17 protein-coding genes are annotated in these 19,249 nt (G+C 39.0%); 7 read left to right on the top strand and 10 right to left on the bottom strand.

Annotated features, from left to right (window positions below; translation table 11 throughout):
- Positions 1–87 precede the first annotated feature (87 nt).
- The 7 genes from DCO44_RS09105 to rutD form a co-directional block, all read right to left on the bottom strand.
- Positions 88–927 carry an NAD(P)-dependent oxidoreductase gene (locus DCO44_RS09105; protein WP_416224526.1) on the bottom strand — a complete coding sequence of 280 codons (840 nt, stop codon included), beginning with the start codon at positions 925–927 and terminating at the stop codon, positions 88–90.
- Between the two features lie 58 nt (positions 928–985).
- Positions 986–2,344: a pyrimidine utilization transport protein G gene (gene rutG, locus DCO44_RS09100; RefSeq protein WP_116761182.1), complete on the bottom strand. Its 1,359-nt coding sequence runs from the start codon at positions 2,342–2,344 to the stop codon at positions 986–988.
- A 32-nt stretch (positions 2,345–2,376) separates the two neighbouring features.
- On the bottom strand, positions 2,377–2,943 hold the full coding sequence (gene rutF, locus DCO44_RS09095) for an NADH-dependent FMN reductase RutF (protein ID WP_116761180.1): 567 nt from the start codon (positions 2,941–2,943) through the stop codon (positions 2,377–2,379).
- 35 nt (positions 2,944–2,978) lie between these two features.
- Positions 2,979–3,368 (bottom strand): pyrimidine utilization protein C, encoded by a 390-nt coding sequence (rutC, locus tag DCO44_RS09090; protein WP_116761178.1) that lies wholly within the window; start codon positions 3,366–3,368, stop codon positions 2,979–2,981.
- Positions 3,369–3,383: 15 nt separating this feature from the next.
- A complete protein-coding gene (rutB, locus tag DCO44_RS09085; protein ID WP_116761176.1) occupies positions 3,384–4,139 on the bottom strand; it encodes a pyrimidine utilization protein B in 756 nt (251 codons plus the stop codon).
- Positions 4,136–5,254 carry a pyrimidine utilization protein A gene (rutA, locus tag DCO44_RS09080; protein WP_116761174.1) on the bottom strand — a complete coding sequence of 373 codons (1,119 nt, stop codon included), beginning with the start codon at positions 5,252–5,254 and terminating at the stop codon, positions 4,136–4,138. The genes rutB and rutA overlap by 4 nt, the downstream gene beginning before the upstream one ends.
- 340 nt (positions 5,255–5,594) lie before the next feature.
- A complete protein-coding gene (gene rutD / locus DCO44_RS09075) occupies positions 5,595–6,410 on the bottom strand; it encodes a pyrimidine utilization protein D (RefSeq protein ID WP_116761172.1) in 816 nt (271 codons plus the stop codon).
- A gap of 221 nt (positions 6,411–6,631) precedes the next feature.
- On the opposite strand from rutD, the gene plsB reads away from it, so the two are divergent.
- The 6 genes from plsB (at position 6,632) to DCO44_RS09045 (ending at position 14,139) form a co-directional block, all read left to right on the top strand.
- Complete coding sequence (plsB, locus tag DCO44_RS09070; protein ID WP_116761170.1) at positions 6,632–9,133, top strand: glycerol-3-phosphate 1-O-acyltransferase PlsB; 2,502 nt, start codon at positions 6,632–6,634, stop codon at positions 9,131–9,133.
- Positions 9,134–9,307: 174 nt separating this feature from the next.
- Positions 9,308–9,628 carry an ArsR/SmtB family transcription factor gene (locus DCO44_RS09065; protein WP_116761168.1) on the top strand — a complete coding sequence of 107 codons (321 nt, stop codon included), beginning with the start codon at positions 9,308–9,310 and terminating at the stop codon, positions 9,626–9,628.
- A gap of 78 nt (positions 9,629–9,706) precedes the next feature.
- The gene (locus DCO44_RS09060; protein WP_116761165.1) at positions 9,707–11,440 is read left to right on the top strand and encodes a SulP family inorganic anion transporter; all 1,734 of its coding nucleotides are present in this window, start codon (positions 9,707–9,709) and stop codon (positions 11,438–11,440) included.
- Between the two features lie 230 nt (positions 11,441–11,670).
- Positions 11,671–12,864, top strand: a complete 1,194-nt coding sequence (gene sstT, locus DCO44_RS09055; RefSeq protein ID WP_116761163.1) for a serine/threonine transporter SstT — start codon at positions 11,671–11,673, stop codon at positions 12,862–12,864.
- Positions 12,865–12,916: 52 nt separating this feature from the next.
- Positions 12,917–13,585, top strand: a complete 669-nt coding sequence (locus DCO44_RS09050; protein ID WP_116761161.1) for a YoaK family protein — start codon at positions 12,917–12,919, stop codon at positions 13,583–13,585.
- A gap of 17 nt (positions 13,586–13,602) precedes the next feature.
- Entirely contained in the window at positions 13,603–14,139 is a 537-nt protein-coding gene (locus tag DCO44_RS09045) for a DUF2058 domain-containing protein (RefSeq protein WP_116761159.1), read from the top strand.
- Positions 14,140–14,198: 59 nt separating this feature from the next.
- Here DCO44_RS09045 and DCO44_RS09040 read toward each other — a convergent pair whose 3' ends face one another.
- Positions 14,199–16,355, bottom strand: coding sequence for a TonB-dependent siderophore receptor (locus DCO44_RS09040; RefSeq protein ID WP_116761157.1), 2,157 nt, complete (start codon positions 16,353–16,355; stop codon positions 14,199–14,201).
- A gap of 286 nt (positions 16,356–16,641) precedes the next feature.
- Here DCO44_RS09040 and DCO44_RS09035 point away from each other — a divergent pair, with 286 nt between their 5' ends.
- Entirely contained in the window at positions 16,642–17,928 is a 1,287-nt protein-coding gene (locus tag DCO44_RS09035) for a mechanosensitive ion channel family protein (protein ID WP_116761155.1), read from the top strand.
- Positions 17,929–18,027: 99 nt separating this feature from the next.
- Here DCO44_RS09035 and DCO44_RS09030 read toward each other — a convergent pair whose 3' ends face one another.
- Together DCO44_RS09030 and DCO44_RS09025 are read right to left on the bottom strand one after the other, a co-directional pair.
- On the bottom strand, positions 18,028–18,348 hold the full coding sequence (locus DCO44_RS09030) for a hypothetical protein (protein WP_133243154.1): 321 nt from the start codon (positions 18,346–18,348) through the stop codon (positions 18,028–18,030).
- Between the two features lie 117 nt (positions 18,349–18,465).
- The gene (locus DCO44_RS09025; protein WP_116761151.1) at positions 18,466–19,077 is read right to left on the bottom strand and encodes a LysE family translocator; all 612 of its coding nucleotides are present in this window, start codon (positions 19,075–19,077) and stop codon (positions 18,466–18,468) included.
- Between the last annotated feature and the right edge of the window lie 172 nt (positions 19,078–19,249).

The following is a 19,249-nucleotide window of genomic DNA, read 5'->3' as shown; positions in this document are numbered from 1 at the left end:
TGACACTGAGCATTTTCTGTAGATTTCGTTTTAAAAACCTTCTTCGTGAAGATCTAGATTTCGGCATTTCCCTATGCCATTGCAACTTTAGGCTTCTAATATCGTTTGGTTCCATTGTTCGAGTACAGACACAGCCGCGGTGAAATCCATCTGCTCGGCTTGCGCTGTTGGAATCTCCTTAAACAACGCTTGAATACTTTCAAAAATTGGCACGTTTGAATCCTGTTGTTGTGCTAAATCTAAGCCAATGCCAATATCCTTTTGTAATAAATTCAAGGCAAAGGTTTTAGGAAAACTACGGTTCAATACCTTTTGCGCCATGATCGAATCAGACACCGTACTTTTACCACTTGAATGATTAATACAATTCAATGCCGCTGAAACATCAACCTGTCGCTGCTTCAGAATGGTCAGTCCCTCCGCCAAAGCCCACAAATGGGTGGCCATCAGAACATTATTTACGGCTTTTACCGCAAACCCTGAACCACTAGATCCAACATATTCAACCAAGCCAGCAAATGCAGAAATGATCGGTAAAGCACGCTGATAAGCTTGTTCATCTCCACCCAACATCACGGTTAAGATTCCCCGTTCCGCGCCAATCGTTTGACCTGATACAGGTGCATCTAAATAAGCAACCTGATTTTGCCCAAGCTGCTGAGATAACTTGCGTGCTGAATCTGGCACACCACTGGTACAGTCAATCCAGATACTGCCCGTTTTGGGTGGAAATTCAGCAATCAGTTGTTCAACATCTGCACTGGTTGGCAAACAGGAAATAATAAAATCGGCTTGTACGGCTTGTTCCAAACTCACAGCCTGTGTACCAAACTGCTGTGCATGTAGAACGGCTTTTTCAACTGTACGGTTCCAGACATACACGGGTAAACCGAGCTTGGGAAGATGGGAAGCCATATGCCAACCCATCGCACCTAATCCAATAAAAGCAATACTTTGACTCAATTGATCTCTCCATTCAGGTTCATTAAGAACCTTGCACAACGCTGTTGTTCGCTTCACTTTCCACACTTTGAACTTTTGCTACAGTCTCTTCACCACGGTTTAAAAATAGGTTGAGTAAAATCGCAGCTAGTGTTGCGGTACCAATACCGCCCAAGTCAAATGATCCAATGTGTAAACTGAAGTTGCCTGCGCCCATAATTAAACTCACGGCTGCAATAATTAAGGTGCTGTTTTGGGTAAAATCAACTTTGTTATCGACCCAGATTTTTGCTCCAGCGACGGTAATCAAGCCAAATACGACGATGGATGCTCCACCTAACAATGCGACTGGAATGGTGCTAATCACGGCACCAAATTTTGGTGATAAACCAAGTAAAATAGCGAAGATCCCTGCGACTACAAAAATGGTGGTTGAATAGACTTTGGTGACTGCCATTACGCCAATATTTTCTGCATAGGTGGTCATACCTGTACCACCAACCGAAGCGGATAAAGAAGTACACACACCGTCTGCGAAAAATGCGCGGCCCATATACGGCGACAGGTTTTTCCCTGTCATGGCTGAAACTGCTTTGAAATGTCCTAAATTTTCCGCCACTAAAATAATCGCGACAGGTGCAATCAGTAACATGGCATTTGCATTGAATACAGGAGTATGGAACGTCGGTAATCCAAACCATGCAGCATTGCCAATGATTGAGAAATCAATCGGTTTACCCCAACCCATGACATTCGCAAGCAAGAAGTATACAAAATAAGCAGAACACAGCCCAATCAGTAACAACAAACGACGCACCATGCCGCGAGTAAACACTGCAACAGCACTAATACAGACAATGGTAATCACTGCCATCCACGTATCGAATGTATTGGTAGATACACTTTTAATGGTAATGGGTGCAAGGTTCAAACCAATGATCATGACAATGGCACCTGTGACAATCGGCGGCATCAACTTTTCGATCCAACCTGTTCCCGTCTTCATCACCACAAGACCAATACCTGCATACACCAGACCACAAGCAATTGTTCCCCCAAGGGCTAAAGCGATGTTCGGATTTGAACCTGCACCTGCGTAACCTGTTGCGGCCGCGACTGCCCCAATAAAGGCGAAACTTGAGCCCAGATAACTTGGCATACGACCACCCGTCATCAGGAAGAATAAAATCGTGCCTATCCCTGTAATGAAGATGGTTAAATTAGGATCGAAGCCCATCAGCAACGGTGCCAGTACCGTTGCTCCAAACATGGCAAAAGCATGCTGCAAGCCTAGAACGATACTGCGACAGACTGGGAGATATTCATCAATTTGAACAGGTGTTGTATCTAAGTCACCTTGGTAAGGCTTAAATTTTGGAAACCACGATTGTTTTTCTTGCATGGGTTTCCCCTCCTTCTTATAGGGTTTGGTCTTTAGCACATACGGTGTGGTTCACAATAAGCACGGTTAAAATACATCAACGCATTTAAGCCCTGATTGTGTTGAATCGCTTTGACCTGACAGAACAAAACATCATGACTCCCCACACTCATGCTTTGCACAATTTCACAGTCAAAACTAATCAAGGCATCCTGTAAAACAGGCGCTTGAGTAGCCAGCGTTTCCCACTGACCCGCAGCAAAGCGTTCAGGCATTGGCGTTTTGCCACCAAAAATATTGGAAAGTGTCATCTGATGTGAAGCTAAAGTGTTCACACATAACACTTTATTGGTCTTAAAAGTCTCAAATACAGATGCAGAACGATTGAGACATACCAACAACGTCGGTGGTGTATCTGTCACACTACACACAGCCGAGGCGGTAAAACCTGCAACACCTGCGGGTCCAGAAGTAGTAATCACATTCACCGCAGCGCCCAGATTTGACATGCCTTCGCGGAATGCTTTCTGATCGACTTCAATATGTGTGGTTTTTTGCGTGTTATAGATTTTTTCTAAACATTCTTCTTTGATTAAACTTTTGAGTAATTCTGCATTCATGTTTGTTCTCCTGTCGGGGCTGATCTCGCTACTACCTAAGCAGTAGCGACATGGGCAACACTGGCTATTTCAACGAGGGCATCAGGCTTCACCAAACCAGCCTGAATGCAGTAACGTGCAGGTTTATCTCCCGGGAAATACTCGGCATAGACTTGATTAATCGCGGCATAATCCGCCCAATCTTTGACAAAAACATGGTTGAAGGTCACATCTTCCAGACTTCCACCTGCTTCTTTCAATACTGATTGAATGGTTTCTAAAATATGTCGGGTCTGTGCTGCTGCATCTCCGACATGAACCACATTGTTATTTTCATCAAAAGCCAATGTGCCTGAGACATACACAATATTGTCTGCCTTGGTGGCTGGAACATAGGGTGCTAAAGGTTTTGATGTTCCTGCTGGAATAATGACTTGTTTCGGCATCGTGATCGCTCCGTATTAGGCAGATTTTGCAAGTGGGTTGGTATTGGGAACAAAAGTGTCGACAAAACTTTGCGTATCGGACACCCAGCCAAAGAAGGTTTTGATGTTGTAGAGGCTTGCAGCTTGAATTTCTGCTGAACCCGCCTGATAACACGCATCTTTTAATGCCACCCCGAAGTATTCGAGGAAAAAGCCATCTCGTAAGGTCGATTCCACGCAAACATTGGTCGCAATGCCAACAAAGACTAAATTACGAATACCACGGGCACGTAACATGCTGTCTAATGCAGTATTAAAGAAACCGCTGTAACGAGGTTTTTCAATGACAATGTCTTGCGCTAAGGGTTGTAATTCATCGATCAGTTCAAAATCCCAACCGCCTTTTGCCAGTAATTTGCCTTGTAGCTCGGGTTGTTTACGCATAGTTTTAAGTGCATTAGATTTATGAAAATTTGGTGAACCGCGCCCCCCTGCTTCTACATATTGATTATCCCAGCCATTTTTAAAGTAAATCACCTGAATATGGGCTGCATGTGCTGCTTCGACCGCCTTTTTAATGTTCTGCACCACAGGTTGGGTCGCAGAAACATCAAAACCCGCTAAATCCAAATAGCCACCAATCGAGGTATAAGCATTCTGCATGTCAATCACAATTAATGCCGTTTGCTCAGGTGCAAACTGAATATTTTCAGGTTCTGCTTTTAAGGTTTTGCCTTGACCTGTGGCTTCGGTAAAATCGCTGATAATTGTATGTGTATTGACTTGGCTCATGCTGATTTCTCCAAAACTGTGACAGGTACTTGTTCCGCCAGATCCATCACAACATGTTGACGGCACTGCATAAGCGGTTGAATTTTTTGACCAAAATCTTCGACGCCCTGAACGAAATCATCAAAGGTTAATAAAATGCCCTCCGTACCTTTAATTTCACCAATTTCATCCAACATGGCTGCGACTTTTTCATAAGAACCGACCAAGGTGCCCATGTTGATATTGACGGGAGATACGCTCGATGCCATTTGGCGAATATTGGTATCGGTTCCTGAAGTGGTGTCTTTGCCGCCTTGATTCATCAACCAGTTAATCGCTTCCATATCTGCGCCATCGTTATAGCTTTGCCATTTTGCAAATGCTTCTTCATCAGTTTCAGCAGCAATCACCATAAACAACACATAAGTTTGAACATCACGTCCTGTTTTATCCGTATGTGCTTTTAGGCGATCATTGATTTCTGCATAAGCGGTTGGTGTGTTTAAACCTTGACCAAAGACAAAGTTGTAATCTGCATATTGCGCAGAAAATGCGAGTCCTGTATCCGATTGACCTGCACAGATAATTTTCATATCCGCTTGTGGTGTTGGGCTGACACGACAATCTTGCATTTCAAAATGTTCACCTTTGAAATCAGATTTGCCTGTAGCCCACAGTTCACGAAGAACTTGCACATATTCAGATAAATAGTCATAGCGCTTACCAAAATACTCATCACCTGGCCACATGCCCATTTGCGTATATTCAGGCGCTTGCCAGCCAGTCACGACATTTAAGCCAAAACGACCATTTGAAATGGAGTCAATAGTCGAAGCCATACGTGCAACAATTGCAGGTGGCATCACCAAAGTTGCTGCGGTTGCATAAATTTTAATTTTGCTGGTAACCGCAGCTAAGCCTGCCATAAGTGTGAAGGTTTCTAAGTTGTGATCCCAAAATTCGGTTTTGCCACCAAAACCACGTAGTTTGATCATGGACAAGGCAAAATCGAAACCATAATGCTCAGCACGTTGTACAATTTTTTTGTTGAGTTCAAAGCTCGGCATGTACTGTGGTGCATTTTCAGAAAGTAACCAGCCATTGTTACCGATTGGGCAAAAGACACCTATTTTCATGTGTTACATCCTCATTCAATTATGAAATTTCTAAAAACCTATACCTTGTTATTTTCTGGGATATAAATTTTTATATTCTTGATTTTATGAGTGCATGGAGTGTGCCAACTTTTTAAATTTACTTAAAATCAAATATTTAAAATCATTAATAATTTTATGTATTTTACCAATGGGTAAAATTACTATTTTTCACATGCACTTTTTTTGTGATTCATGATCTAAATTCGTGCACTTTTTTGACCAAATGGAAAAATAACCACAATAAAAAAGGCACTGAGCTAAGCAGTGCCTTTTTGAATTTTATATCAACCTATAGAATGCTAGAGATGAACCTCGGTTGTTAACTTGCAGCTAAATTTTCAGCAGGTTTCTTCAATAGTTTTTCCAAGAGTAATGTATTGAATATTTCAGGTTGCGTAACCATTACTGCATGCGCACCATGCGGCAGCACATCTAATTCAGCATGTGGAAATAGCTGTTTTAATTGATAACTTTGTTTATACGGCACCAGAAAATCATCTTCAGTCGCGATTAAATACATTGGAATTTTATTTAAACTCGAAATCGTTTCAGCCTTCAGTTCATAACGCATTAAAGCTTTAAGTCGGATGAAGACATTAAGTAAAGGAGGAAATTGTTCAATCTGCTTATTTTCCTGAATTTCTAAATCTAAAATATGTGCAGAAATCCATGCTGGCGGATATAAGAACAATGCTTGCGCTCGGACATACGCTTCGACACCTGCGTATTGCAATAAGGCGATTCGTGTACTAAAGCACTTGAATGTATGTGCATCTAACTGTTGCCAGCCATTTACAACTGTGAGAGACAACATAGTTTTTTCAGATTTTTCAAGTAAAACAGCCAGTTCCGCCCCAATAAAACCACCCAACGCATGTCCAACAAAATGGAATTCTTGAATATTCAATATAGATAATAAATCCATGACCTGTTTGGCTAAGTGGGTCATACTATAGTCTTCATTAAGGATGGCCGCATTTTTATGGCAACCTTCTTGATCATAAATCACCACATGAAAATGTTGTTGTAGTGCTTGTATTTGCGATGTCCAAAACTGTCCATGTCCACCTAAACCTGCCGATAAAATGATATATTCAGCGGATATTTTTTGTGAAGAAAAAACCTGATAATGCATAATGATTGATCTCTAAGAAAAATGTACTTTCTTGGGTTCAGCAAGAAATATGCCCATTTACTTTTCTTCAATGATTCAAAAAACGTTTTGATCTTTATTGTCGTATTTTCTAAAGATACGATCTGTTACATGCTTTATGTTCTATTTAGCAACAAAAGCATTTGTATTCTTAGACAAGATTGAACAAAATAATCTCCGAAACATGGTTCATAGGAATAACAATGTCCAATAAAGGTTATCGCCAATTTTATCGTCAACTCACACAGAAAATTCTAAATAAAGTGGTGAGTCCACAAGTATTAGGCACGACCTCTGAACTGGAACAGCAATATTCAGCTTCGTCCAACACCCCTATTTGCTATGTATTACAAGATGCCTCGCTCAGTAATACTGTACTGATTGATCATGAAGCGCAAAAGAGACAGCTACCTTCAGTCTATCAGCCCTTAAAGATTGGAACGGTTCAAGAAGAAGATTCCATTTTAGTTTTGAATGAAAAAAACCATCTTAAACAAGGATTACATTATCCTGAAAAACTTATTCATTTAATTGAAGTTTTAGAGAAAAACCTAGAATTGGATGTCGATTTAGTGCCTGTGACTATGTTGTGGGGACGTGCGCCAGAATACGAGGATTCTTGGTATAAAGCCTTGTTTGCTGATGCATGGTCAACACCATCTCCACTCAAACAAGCCATGAATATTTCTTTGTATGGCCGTGAAAACTATCTAGAGTTTCACAAGCCACTTTCTTTAAGAAAGTTACTCACTGAAGCCAAGGAATTGAGTCCGAATTTCTCGCCTGCTCACCACATAATGAAAGAGCTGAATGCCAACTTTAATAAATATAAAGAGGCAATTTTAGGGCCAGACTTATCTGACCGTCGTAATGTCATTAATAACCTTTTGATTAGCGATGGCGTTAAACATGCCATTCGGAAAGAAAGTATTGATGAAAATATCAGTATGTTTGAAGCTGAAAACCGTGCACGTCGTTATTTAACTGAAATTGCGTCTGACTTTTCCTATTCCACGTTACGCTTTGGCTATCTTGCTTTAACCAAATTATGGACTCAACTTTATGATGGTATTGAAGTTCATAACTTTGATACCGTACGTGAATTGGCGCAGGACTATGAAATTGTTTATACCCCCTGCCACCGTAGCCATATTGATTACCTGTTACTGTCTTATGTAATTTTTAACCGTGGTTTGATGGTGCCGCACATTGCCGCAGGTATTAACCTGAATTTACCGATTGTAGGTCAACTCTTTCGTGGTGCGGGTGCTTACTTTATTCGCCGTAGCTTTAATGGCAATGAACTGTATACTTCTGTATTTAAAGAATATTTACATAGTCTACTGATGCGTAATACCCCTTTAGAATATTTTATTGAAGGTGGACGTTCACGTACGGGGTTATTGTTACCAGCCAAAAAAGGCATGTTGTCGATGACCATTCAAAGCCATTTAAGAGGAAATTCCAAACCTATTGTTTTTATTCCGACTTATTTTGGCTATGAAAAACTATTGGAAGGCACTTCATACTTAAATGAACTCAGTGGTAAGCCCAAAGAAGCTGAATCACTTTGGGGAATTTTAAGTTCAGCGCGTAAAATTGAGAAAGTGTTTGGTCAAGTGTATGTTAACTTTGGCGAACCTATTTTTCTGGATGATGTATTAAAACAGCAAGATGCTGAAAAAATTAAACTAAAACTCAATGATAAACTGCCTGCTTCAGTGGTTAATACTGTCGATCAAACAGCACAATCGATTTTAGAAAATATCAATAAAGCTGTGGTGATTAACCCGATTTCAATCATTTCTTTAATTTTACTGAACGCACCAGAACATCAATTGACTGAATCAAGTTTAGTTACGGCGCTTGATCAATATCGGAAATTACTGCAACACAACCGTTATGATGATCGAATGATTATTTCTGAACTTTCTAGTGCAGAAATCATTCAATATGCATTGAAGTTAAAGCAAGTTGAAATTCATCATCAAAACTCAGAAACATGGGTTCGCGTTGCAGAGAGCCAAAAAATTCTATTGAGCTATTTCAGTAATAACATTCTGCATTGCTTTATTTTACCTGCTCTGGTTGCACGCATTATCCAACATTATGAAAAAATTGAGGTTTCTCAGTTAATTCAATTGGTACAGTCTTTATATCCATTTATTCAAGAAGAATTCTTTTTGAAATGGCAGCCAGAAGATGTCGAAATACAGATAAACGCTATTTTAGATCATTTTGTGGACGCGCAGTGGATAGAGCGTGATGCAACGCAAGTCGCGCAATTACCAGCCCATGTCGCAGGATTACAAACGCTTGCAGCGTTGTCTGAGCGTAGCTTAAATAACTTTATTGTGATGCAGAGCTTAATCACTCACTATGCAAATACGCAAACCTTCTCAGAAAAAGTGTTTGAGAAAATGGCAAAAGCAGCATTGCAGCAATTAAGTCAAAACAAGGTTATTACTCAAGGCTACTATTTTGACAGTGCTACTTTAAAAGGCTATTTAACGACCTTGAAAAAGCTAGGACTTGCCGAAATTACCCGTGAACATCTGCTACTGGCTCCAGATTTTGTACCCCAAATGCAACATCGTTTAGCATGGTATGCGCAAGATCACCAAGATGCATTTGATCATGCAAGCCTATTTAATGAAAAAGAACTTAAACATTTCTATGACAGTGTAAAAGTAAAAAAGAGTTAAGCGCCATCAATTACAGCATGTAATTTTAATCAAATTGCATGCTGTAATCAGCATTACTTATAAGAAAATCTGATAATTGTTTTCATTAAAAACCATCTAGATTGAAATTTTAGCTACATGTAATCTGCACATTGTAAGCTTATAATAGTGAGCTGATTTTAATGAGACGTACCAATGGAAAATGATTTTGAAATTACATCGATGCGAAATTCCGCTGAACATGTGGTGAGTATTTTAAAATCACTGGCTAATACGGACCGTTTACTCATTTTATGTCATTTGGCAAAACAAGAACTGAATGTTTCGCAAATTGAACAAATCACACAAATTACCCAGCCTACGCTGTCTCAGCAACTCATGATGTTAAGAAAAAGTGATGTTGTTAGCACACGCCGTGACGGTAAGCAAATTTTTTATTCGATTAAAGATGAAAAATTAGTACAGGTGCTGCAAACCTTATATGAACTGTATTGTACCAAGACTGTATTAAGTTAAATAAAATCATTATTCTATTTTCTTTCTTCTTGTGATTTCTGTGCATAATATATTCAAAATTACGCTTTAGATCAGCCTATGTCTAATTCAAAGAAATCATACTCAAAATATTTTCCAGCTTCTACTTGGCTTGCAGAATACAATTTTTCCAACTTTAAATCTGATCTGCTTTCCTCGGTCATTGTAATTGCCATGCTGGTGCCACAAGGCATGGCATATGCAATGCTCGCAGGTTTACCCCCAATTACAGGCTTGTATGCCAGCATGTTGCCCATGATTGTTTATGCATTCTTTGGCAGTAGTCCGACACTTTCGATTGGCCCTGTGGCCATTATTTCGATGATGACCTTTGCCACACTGACGCCATTTTTTGAGGCAGGTTCAGAAGCATATATTCAAGCAGCCTGTTTACTGGCAATGATGGTCGGGATTATTTCTTTCTTATTGGGCATCTTCAAATTTGGTTTTCTCATCCAACTGATCAGCCACCCTGTCATCCATAGCTTTATCATTGCATCGGCTTTACTCATTGCTTTGGGGCAAATCAAGTTCTTACTGGATATTCCGCTGCAATCCAATAACATTCTTGAATTGATCATTAGCTTTTACCACCATGCGAACCAAACACATTGGGGCACTTTGCTATTTGGCGTGGCAGCCATGCTGTTCTTAATTTATATACCCAAATTGCTAAACTTAGGTCATATCCAACAACGGTTTAAATTTTCAGGCTTTTTGATTAAAGCGATACCGCTGCTTCTCGTGGTTTTGTCTATTACTTTGGTTTCTATTTTACAACTTGAAAATGTTGGAATTAAAACGGTAGGTGCAATCCCATCTGGCTTCCCACCTTTAAGTGTTCCGAACTGGAGTTGGGATTTAGTACTACAACTTCTACCTGGCGCAAGCATGATTGCCATGATTAGCTTTGTCGAATCACTTTCAATTGCTCAGGCAACAGCGTTACAACAACGTAGCGCTTTAAATAGCAATCAGGAACTGATTGCTCTCGGGCTTTCCAACTTGAGTGCAGGCATAAGCTCTGCTTTTCCAGTCACTGGAAGTTTGTCACGTACCGTCGTAAATGCCGATGCTGGTGCCAAAACGCCAATGGCTGGTATTTTATCGTCCTGTTTTATAGTGGTTGTCAGCTTATTCTTTACTGGATTTTTTAAAAACCTCCCTTTAGCTATTCTCGCTGCAACGATTATAGTTTCAATTTGGAAATTAGTTGATTTAAAACCCTTTTTTGAAACATGGCATTATTCTAAAGCAGATGGTATTGCCATGTGGATTACATTTTTTGGGGTGATTTGCATCGATATTTCTACAGGATTAATTTTAGGGGTTATTTCAACCTTTCTGTTAATGCTCTGGCGTATTAGTCGTCCGCATATGGCTGTCATTGGATTGGTTGAAGGTACACAGCATTTTCGGAATCAACAACGCTATCCAGTCAAAACAGTAGACACGATTCTTTCCCTGCGGATTGATGAAGGTCTGAACTTTTTAAATGCCAGTAGTTTTAAAAGCTTCTTTATTAATGCGGTCAGTGAAAAGAAACATGTGCAATTTGTAATCGTAAATTGCTCTGGAGTAAGTAGTATTGATTATAGTGCCTTGGAAGTATTAGAAGAATTAGATGCCGAACTGCATAAACTCAATATCGAACTACATCTTTCCGAAGTCAAGGGACCTGTAATGGATAAACTCATTCATTCCCGACTTTATGAGAAGTTAGATGGACGTATTCATTTAACCCATTACCAAGCCATTCAGGCTTTAAATCCAGAATTTTTAAGTTTAACTTGAAAAGCTAAGTAAATAATTTCAAAGCTGTTATTTCAGATGAACGACATTCTAAAATCAATTTTTTGCAATAAAATTCGGTTTTTCCTCGTTTTAAATCAGAAAATATCAACTTTAAAAAGAATAAGTTAGTTTTTATATCAAAATATCTTTTATCCATTTTAAATTTTAGGTATAGAATTGCACACTTAATTTTTAACTCTCTGCCCTCGTAATACTGACAAGGCTAACCTATGTTTTCAGCTTTTGCGCGTTTAAGTTTAGTTACGCGAATCCTCATCGCCATTATTTTAGGGATGGTCGTTGCCTTTGTATTCCCTAATGCTGCTCCTTATTTGAGCCTTTTAGGTGACTTATTTATTAAGGCCCTAAAATCCGTTGCGCCTATTTTAGTTTTCGTTTTGGTCATGGCATCCATCTCCAATTTTAAAGTTGGACATAGTGCAAACCTTCGCCCAATTATGATCTTATATGCAGTGGGTATGTTGCTAGCTGCGTTCAGTGCTGTGGCTGCGAGCTTGGTTTTCCCAAGTACTTTATTTTTGGACGTTCCGGCACAAGCTGAATTACAACCACCAGGAAATTTGGCAGAGATTTTAAAGAATTTACTTTTAAGTTTTATTGCAAACCCTGTTACTGCAATTAGCGAAGCCAACTTTATTGGTATTTTAGCTTGGGCAATTGCACTAGGTGTAGCTTTCCGTCACGCTCATGACAGCACCAAAGTGTTTATTGCAGATGCGGCGAATGCAGTGAATCATGTCATCCGTATTGTGATTAACTTTGCACCAGTCGGTATTTTTGGTTTAGTCGCTGTAACTTTTGCAGATTCTGGTTTAAAAACCTTGTCTGCTTATGCGCATCTTTTAGCGGTATTGCTTGGAACAATGTTCTTTGTTGCGTTGGTGATTAACCCAATTTTGGTTGCTTTAACAACTCGTCAAAATCCTTATCCGCTTGTATTGCAATGCTTACGTGAAAGTGGGATTACTGCATTCTTTACCCGTAGTTCGGCTGCAAATATTCCAGTCAATCTTGATTTAGCAAAACGCTTAGGGGTAAATGAAGCTACAGCCAGTGTTGCCATTCCTTTAGGTGCGACAGTCAATATGGCAGGTGCATCAGTGACCATTACGGTATTAACTTTAGCGGCAGTCCATACTTTAGGTATTTCAGTTGATTTTACCACCATGATAATTTTATCTGTTGTGGCTTCAATCTCGGCTTGTGGTGCATCGGGTGTTGCGGGTGGCTCATTATTGTTAATTCCAGTTGCATGTGGTTTATTTGGTATTTCTTCTGATATCGCAATGCAAGTGGTCGCTATTGGTATGGTCATTAGTGTTCTACAAGACTCAACTGAAACGGCATTAAACTCATCTACAGATGTTTTATTTACTGTAGCAGTTGATCGTGCGTCACGTTAATATTATTTTATAAATAATAATTTAGACATTTATTGGATGGTTGTATCGAGATATGCCATTTCAAACTTTACCGTTTTGGATGCAACTAGGGGCATTCTTTCTCGCAATTAATGCGGGCATGATTAACGTACTCGGACTGGTGACCGTATTGCACCAGTCTGTTTCTCACATGACTGGAAACGTGAGTATGTTATCGATGGCAATTGTCCATTGGGACCCTGCTTCAATTCTCTATCTCTTTCTGGTTATCCTCTGCTATGTCGCGGGGTCTTGCTATAGCGGACTTATACTTGGAAATAGCACGTTCCAACTGGGTCGACGCTATGGTGTTCCACTGAGTCTAGTTGCTCTCTTTATCCTACTGTGTTGGCTCATTTTGCCCTATTTACCGCGTTATGCTTTATTGTGGGCTTGTGCGGCTATGGGAATCCAGAATGCAATGGTCAGCCATTATAAGGGGACTATTATTCGTACCACCCACTTATCTGGTGTTCTCACCGACTTGGGGCTTGCCTTAGGCTACCGATTGATCGGTTTAAAAGTTGGGCGGCGGCGAATAATTTTGCATTTACTCATTTTATTTGGCTTTCTGCTAGGTGGACTGGTTGCAAGCCTGATTTATCCTTATTTAAAATTAAATGCGTATCTCATTCCAGTCGCTTTAAGTTTCTGCTTAAGTCTGGTGTACTGGATCATTTACTTTCAATATCGTCATCATTAACCCTTTTGGAATTTATTATGGTTAAAAATGCTTTACAGGCACAGTTATTAAAAGCGGGTCTGGTAGACAATAAAAAGGCAAAAAAACTGTCTAAACAGGCGGTGCATGAGCAACGCACTGGACAAAATGACGATGCTGATATCAAAGCAAAAATTGCCCAAGACAAACAAGATAAAATGGCAAAAGACCAAGCTCTTGAGCAAGAAAAGAAAAGTATTTTACAAGAGAAAGAATTAAAAGCCTCAATTGTGCAAATGATTCAGCAACATAAAATTAAAGATGTTGCTGGTGATGTGGTCTATCAATTTATTGATGAAACCAAAATCAAAAAAGTGTATTTACAGCAGCAAGTGTATAACGCATTGGTATCTGGTAGTTTAGTGATTGCGAAAGATCTAGACAGCTATGCATACTTGCCTAAAGCACTGGCAGATCGTATTAATGAAAAAATGACTGGCTTCATTATTGTGAACAATTCTGAAAAGAATGAACAAGTGACTGATGAAGAAGATCCTTATGCAGCGTATGTGATTCCAGATGATTTAATGTGGTAATCAAAATCAAAAGGGCGTCATTTAGACGCCCTTTTCTATAATGATAAACAAAAATATCTTTAGAACTTCATGGTGGCTTTTAATACTGCCTGACGCGCATCACCTTGTGAAACAGTTAAATTGCTGACACTGGCTGTGTAATAGGTCGTATCAAAGAGATTATTGAGATTGAGTTTAAAGTTGACATCTTGCTTAGCAATTTTGGTGTCATAACTCACAAAAGCATGAGCGACTGTATAGTCTGGTAGAGTAAAGCTATTTTCAGTATCGCCTGCTCGCTTACCGACATAATTACCACTCACTCCCATGCGTAAATTACCATTGCCTAGTTGTCCATAGTCATAGGCAAAACTTAAAGAGGCGGTATTTTTGGCCACATTATTTAAGCGATTGCCAATTAAATCAGTATCTTCATCCTGTAATACCTTGGCATCTGTATAAGCGTATGTGAATGTAGCATCAAGCTGATCGGTAATTTGACCAGTCAGATCAAATTCCAAACCTTTAGACCCCACTTCACCAGAGGTATGTAACTCATTCTCACCCGTTGTAGTGTTGGTTACACTGGCCAGTACGTTGCGTTTTTTAATGTCATATAAAGCAAAATTGGCCTTTAGACGATCATCTAATTCATATTTCAAACCAACCTCATAGGATTTGGCTTTTTCAGGTTGTACATCTGAATCAATTTGACCGCCACTTAACGGCGCAATTGAAGAGTTTGGTTTCAATGACTCAGTATAACTGGTGTATACAGATAACTGATCATTCCATTTATAGACCAAACCTGCACGTGGTAACCAAGCATCATCATTGGTATTGGTGTTAATGCTGAAAGGTCGTCCTCGACCTGCCATTTGCTGATAATGGGTATATCGACCACCTAAAACGGCAATCCACTGATCTGTTAAATGAATCACATCTTGCAAATAGAAGCCATAAGTGTGCAATTTATCAGTTTGTTCACTGGCATTCGTATCAATACTGCTAGATGCAGTCACTTTGCCAAAAACAGGATTTAAATAATCAAGTGTGCTGTTTTCACCTCGAACCATGTTTGGTCGATAATATTTTCGGTATTCGATATCAGAACCAATTTGAAGGTCATGTTTAAATCCGAGCGCATTAAAGTGCCCTTCTAAATACGCTTGGCCCGCACTATCAACACTTTCTGCGCCCAATGTGCCATCAGTCCGTCGTGTAACGGTATGATTATTGGTATTCAGTTTGGTAATACGTAATTGATTCGCATCATAAGTTTCATAATTATAGCTATAACCCAAATGCCCAGACCATTGATCATTGATGTGATGATCTATACTTAACTGAGCCAGATGATCTTCACCGTTAGTTTGGTTAAAAGCTTCATCTAAACGCGTGTATTTTGAAATAGGCAATGCCTTATTGGTTGTCGGATCAAAAACTGTCGTACGGTCAAAAGGCACATCAAAATCACGATATTGATAGCTTAGATTCACTTGAGTTTGACCGTTATCCCACGCCAATGAAGGTGCAATTAAAGTTTGCTGGTTATAACCAAAATTGCGCCAATAATCTTGGTCTGAATAATCTGCAATGAAACGGTAAGCAAAATTACTCTGACCAATAGCACCTGTGGTATCCACGCTACCACCTAAACCATTTTTTCCATTTCCAAAGCTTGAACCATAAATAGAAACTTCAGATGCTTGTTCACGTTGTGGTTTTTTCGTCACCACATTGACCACACCACCAGGGTCCATAATGCCATATAAAAGTGATGCTGGTCCTTTAAGTACCTCAACTTGCTCAACAGCAGCATTCATTGCACGACCTTGTATAATTGGCATGCCGTTAATCATGATAGAACCATCACGGTTATCACCAAAACCTCGTTTCATTACCGTGTCTTGAGTCCCCGCCAAAGTGTTGCCTTGCGTAATCCCACTGACTTGAGTCAATGCCGCATCTAAAGTTGCAGGCTTAAAATCTTCAATATATTGGTTTGAAACCACATTCACCGTTTGTGGTGTTTCTAAATTCTTTTGTTTTCCCTTTAAGGTACTTGCAGTTTGCTGCCCTATTTTCTTATGTTCCGATTGTTTTGCAGTTAAATGAATGGTTTCTAATATTTCAGATGTCTGTATTTCGGCTGCATAAACCCATATTGGGCTGAGTGTAGTGGTCAATCCTAAAAAAACTTTAATGCTTAGGCTCAGTGGATGTAATGATTTCACTAGGTTGTAAACTCGATTTTGGGAGGAAATACTTTAAATTTGCGGCACATTCTAGCGCTAGTCATCAATAATGAGAATACTTATTATTTATCTTATGTAAATATTTTAAATAGATTTCCATATTTGTTTAATTATTTTAATCAAAATAGAAAAATTCAGGCTGTTTTTTAGCCTTTAGAAACTCTTGAAAAAATCATGGTATGTTTAAGAAATGTTATTCAACTTCATTCTGAAGCTGTTAATTTATAAAATATAAATCGATTAAAAATTGGAATTGAGGAAAACTTTGGAGCATTTTACTTTTATTGAACGTATTACAGCGTGGTCAAATCAATATGCTTGGTTAGATATGTCTTTATCTTTAAGCCTATTGATATTACTCGCGATTTTAACCAATTTTATTGCGAAAAAAATTGTTGTTCGCGGCATTCGTAAAGTCATCTCCAAACTAAAATTTACCAATCACGATATCGTGACTCAACATAATGTCATTCGTAGAATTGCCAATATTGTTCCTGCCATAGTCATCATGAATGGTATTGTGACAATCCCTCATTTATCCGTGAAAATTATTAGCTTGGTACAAATGGCGACACAAGCTTTTATTTTTTTCACCTTCGCGCTTGCCATCGGTGAAAGCTTAAATATCTTTAATGCAATTTATCAACGCAATCCCAAATCCAGAAACAAGCCGATTAAAGGCTATTTGCAGTTGGTGAAACTGGTCATTTTTGTGGTCTGTGCTTTGATGATTATTGGCACATTCTTGAAAAAAGATGTCTTTACGCTACTCGCTGGTTTTGGTGCGATGGCAGCCGTATTGATGTTGGTGTTCCAAAATACCATTTTATCCTTGGTGGCTTCTGTACAGATTTCATCTTATGACATGGTTCGCATTGGAGATTGGATTGAAATGCCTTCGTTAAATGCAGATGGCGATGTCATTGATATGTCATTACATACAGTCACCGTTCAGAACTTTGACAAGACTTTTACCACCATTCCCACCAATAAACTTGTGACGGATACCTTTAGAAATTGGCGTGGTATGGCACAAGCAGGTGTACGTCGTATAAAACGCGCGATCTTTATTGATCAGAGTAGCGTGCACTTTATGAATAAGGAAGAACAACAGAAATTGAAGGAATTCTTACTCTTAGATCAGTATTTAAATACCAAACAAGAAGAAATAGAAGAGTTTAATTTGCAACTCTCAAATCAGGCCGTTTATAACCAACGTCGTCTGACTAATTTGGGGACGTTTCGTGCCTATGTCGAGTTTTATTTAAAACAACATCCAGGTATTGCACAAAATCAGACCATTATGGTGCGTCAATTACAACCAACCAGCGAAGGTCTACCTCTGGAAATTTATAGTTTTGCCAACACCACGGTATGGAAAGACTATGAAGCCATTCAAGCTGATATATTCGATCATTTAATTGCAATTTTACCTGAGTTCGGTTTAAGAATTTACCAAGCGCCTTCAGGTTCAGACATGAACGTTTTAGCACAACATTCAGTACATGCACCGAATGACTATCTGCTAGACCGTACTAAATCCCATATTTAATCATGCATCCCCTTACTTTTTGTGAGGGGATTTTTTAACTCAAATGTACTATTCAAGGAAACAGTAAAAATACTTGATTTAAGTTGTTCTACCCGAACATTATTCACTGGCTTCAGCATGTTCACAATAATCAAAATATTCTAATTTAAAACTTTCTACGGCTTGCTGCTTTTGGGTTTCATTGAGAAGTATAGGTAAATCATAAGCATCTTCTACAATTGCCTCATACAGCTCTCTTGCCCCGTCTTCATATTCAAGTGCAATACTTTTCTGAAGGCTGAGCGGAACTTCATCTTGTCTTTCTTGCATCACATTCCCTGCAACAATCGCAATTGCTTGGCAAAAGCTAATGTTATCTTGAACAGATGCAAATACCGCTCCAGAATACAAACAACAGCAACACATTATTATTTTTTTCATAATGCACCTGTTTTATGTGCTTTAGTCACATTTTAACAAGCGGAATGTGAAGCTGCTGTAATTTCTTGTTGGACTAAAATAAAAGTATTGCCTTCTTATTTTGTTTCATAACTTTAACTAACGCTTGCTCATTACAAGCTTTAGGGCAAATAACAAGAAAATAGCTCCTGTAATTTGATCTAAGCATCGCACAATCTTTGGCTGTTTAAGAAACCTAGAAATTGGCTGCATCATAAAAATAAGTATGCTTGACCACAGGAACCCTAACACAACATGTATGGCAACCAGTCCCATAATCCAAATAAATGGGGTTACATCTTTTGGAATGAACTGCGGTAAAAAAGTGATATAAAAAAGCCCAACCTTGGGATTAAGAATATTGCAAAAAAATCCTTTTAAGAACCAATTAGTTGTTCTTTGTATGTCCATGTTGTTTTCTAGACTACTACGTGACTTGACCAACAACTGTAATCCTAGCCAAGCCAAATAAGCAGCTCCAATCCATTTTAATACGTTAAAAGCAAGTTCAGAGGTTGCCAATAATGCCCCCAACCCACATGCAACAACTATTCCCCATACCATGCACCCGAAGTTAATGCCTAATGCCGTTTGAAAAGCCTTTTGACGGGTTTCAAGTGTGGCTGTACGAATAATTAACGTGGTATCTAAACCTGGGGTAATGGTCAAAATAACGATTGCAATTGTATAAGGGATGAGTATTTCAAGCATGTTTGATCTAACTTAATTTTTTAAGTATGAGCACAATCAATAGTGGATTCATCCATATTTGGCAAGTTTTTTACTTAAGCCCTTAATATAAATGGATACCAAGGCAAATTCTGTAAGAGAGATACAGTAAACCGTAGTTACAACAATTAATGAGCTTTCACCTCATGGTGGG

Origin of the sequence: Acinetobacter sp. AM (genome assembly GCF_003105055.1) — a bacterium.
Lineage (GTDB): Bacteria > Pseudomonadota > Gammaproteobacteria > Pseudomonadales > Moraxellaceae > Acinetobacter > Acinetobacter tibetensis.
The sequence above is the reverse complement of the archived record's forward strand: the minus strand, read 5'-3'. Positions and strand labels throughout refer to the sequence as shown.

Coding starts and splice junctions, on each gene's coding strand:
- DCO44_RS09105 (WP_416224526.1), bottom strand. CDS start 927: ATGGGTTGGCATATGGCTTCCCATCTTCCCAAGCTCGGTTTACCCGTG.
- rutG (WP_116761182.1), bottom strand. CDS start 2,344: ATGCAAGAAAAACAATCGTGGTTTCCAAAATTTAAGCCTTACCAAGGT.
- rutF (WP_116761180.1), bottom strand. CDS start 2,943: ATGAATGCAGAATTACTCAAAAGTTTAATCAAAGAAGAATGTTTAGAA.
- rutC (WP_116761178.1), bottom strand. CDS start 3,368: ATGCCGAAACAAGTCATTATTCCAGCAGGAACATCAAAACCTTTAGCA.
- rutB (WP_116761176.1), bottom strand. CDS start 4,139: ATGAGCCAAGTCAATACACATACAATTATCAGCGATTTTACCGAAGCC.
- rutA (WP_116761174.1), bottom strand. CDS start 5,254: ATGAAAATAGGTGTCTTTTGCCCAATCGGTAACAATGGCTGGTTACTT.
- rutD (WP_116761172.1), bottom strand. CDS start 6,410: ATGCATTATCAGGTTTTTTCTTCACAAAAAATATCCGCTGAATATATC.
- plsB (WP_116761170.1), top strand. CDS start 6,632: ATGTCCAATAAAGGTTATCGCCAATTTTATCGTCAACTCACACAGAAA.
- DCO44_RS09065 (WP_116761168.1), top strand. CDS start 9,308: ATGGAAAATGATTTTGAAATTACATCGATGCGAAATTCCGCTGAACAT.
- DCO44_RS09060 (WP_116761165.1), top strand. CDS start 9,707: ATGTCTAATTCAAAGAAATCATACTCAAAATATTTTCCAGCTTCTACT.
- sstT (WP_116761163.1), top strand. CDS start 11,671: ATGTTTTCAGCTTTTGCGCGTTTAAGTTTAGTTACGCGAATCCTCATC.
- DCO44_RS09050 (WP_116761161.1), top strand. CDS start 12,917: ATGCCATTTCAAACTTTACCGTTTTGGATGCAACTAGGGGCATTCTTT.
- DCO44_RS09045 (WP_116761159.1), top strand. CDS start 13,603: ATGGTTAAAAATGCTTTACAGGCACAGTTATTAAAAGCGGGTCTGGTA.
- DCO44_RS09030 (WP_133243154.1), bottom strand. CDS start 18,348: ATGAAAAAAATAATAATGTGTTGCTGTTGTTTGTATTCTGGAGCGGTA.
- DCO44_RS09025 (WP_116761151.1), bottom strand. CDS start 19,077: ATGCTTGAAATACTCATCCCTTATACAATTGCAATCGTTATTTTGACC.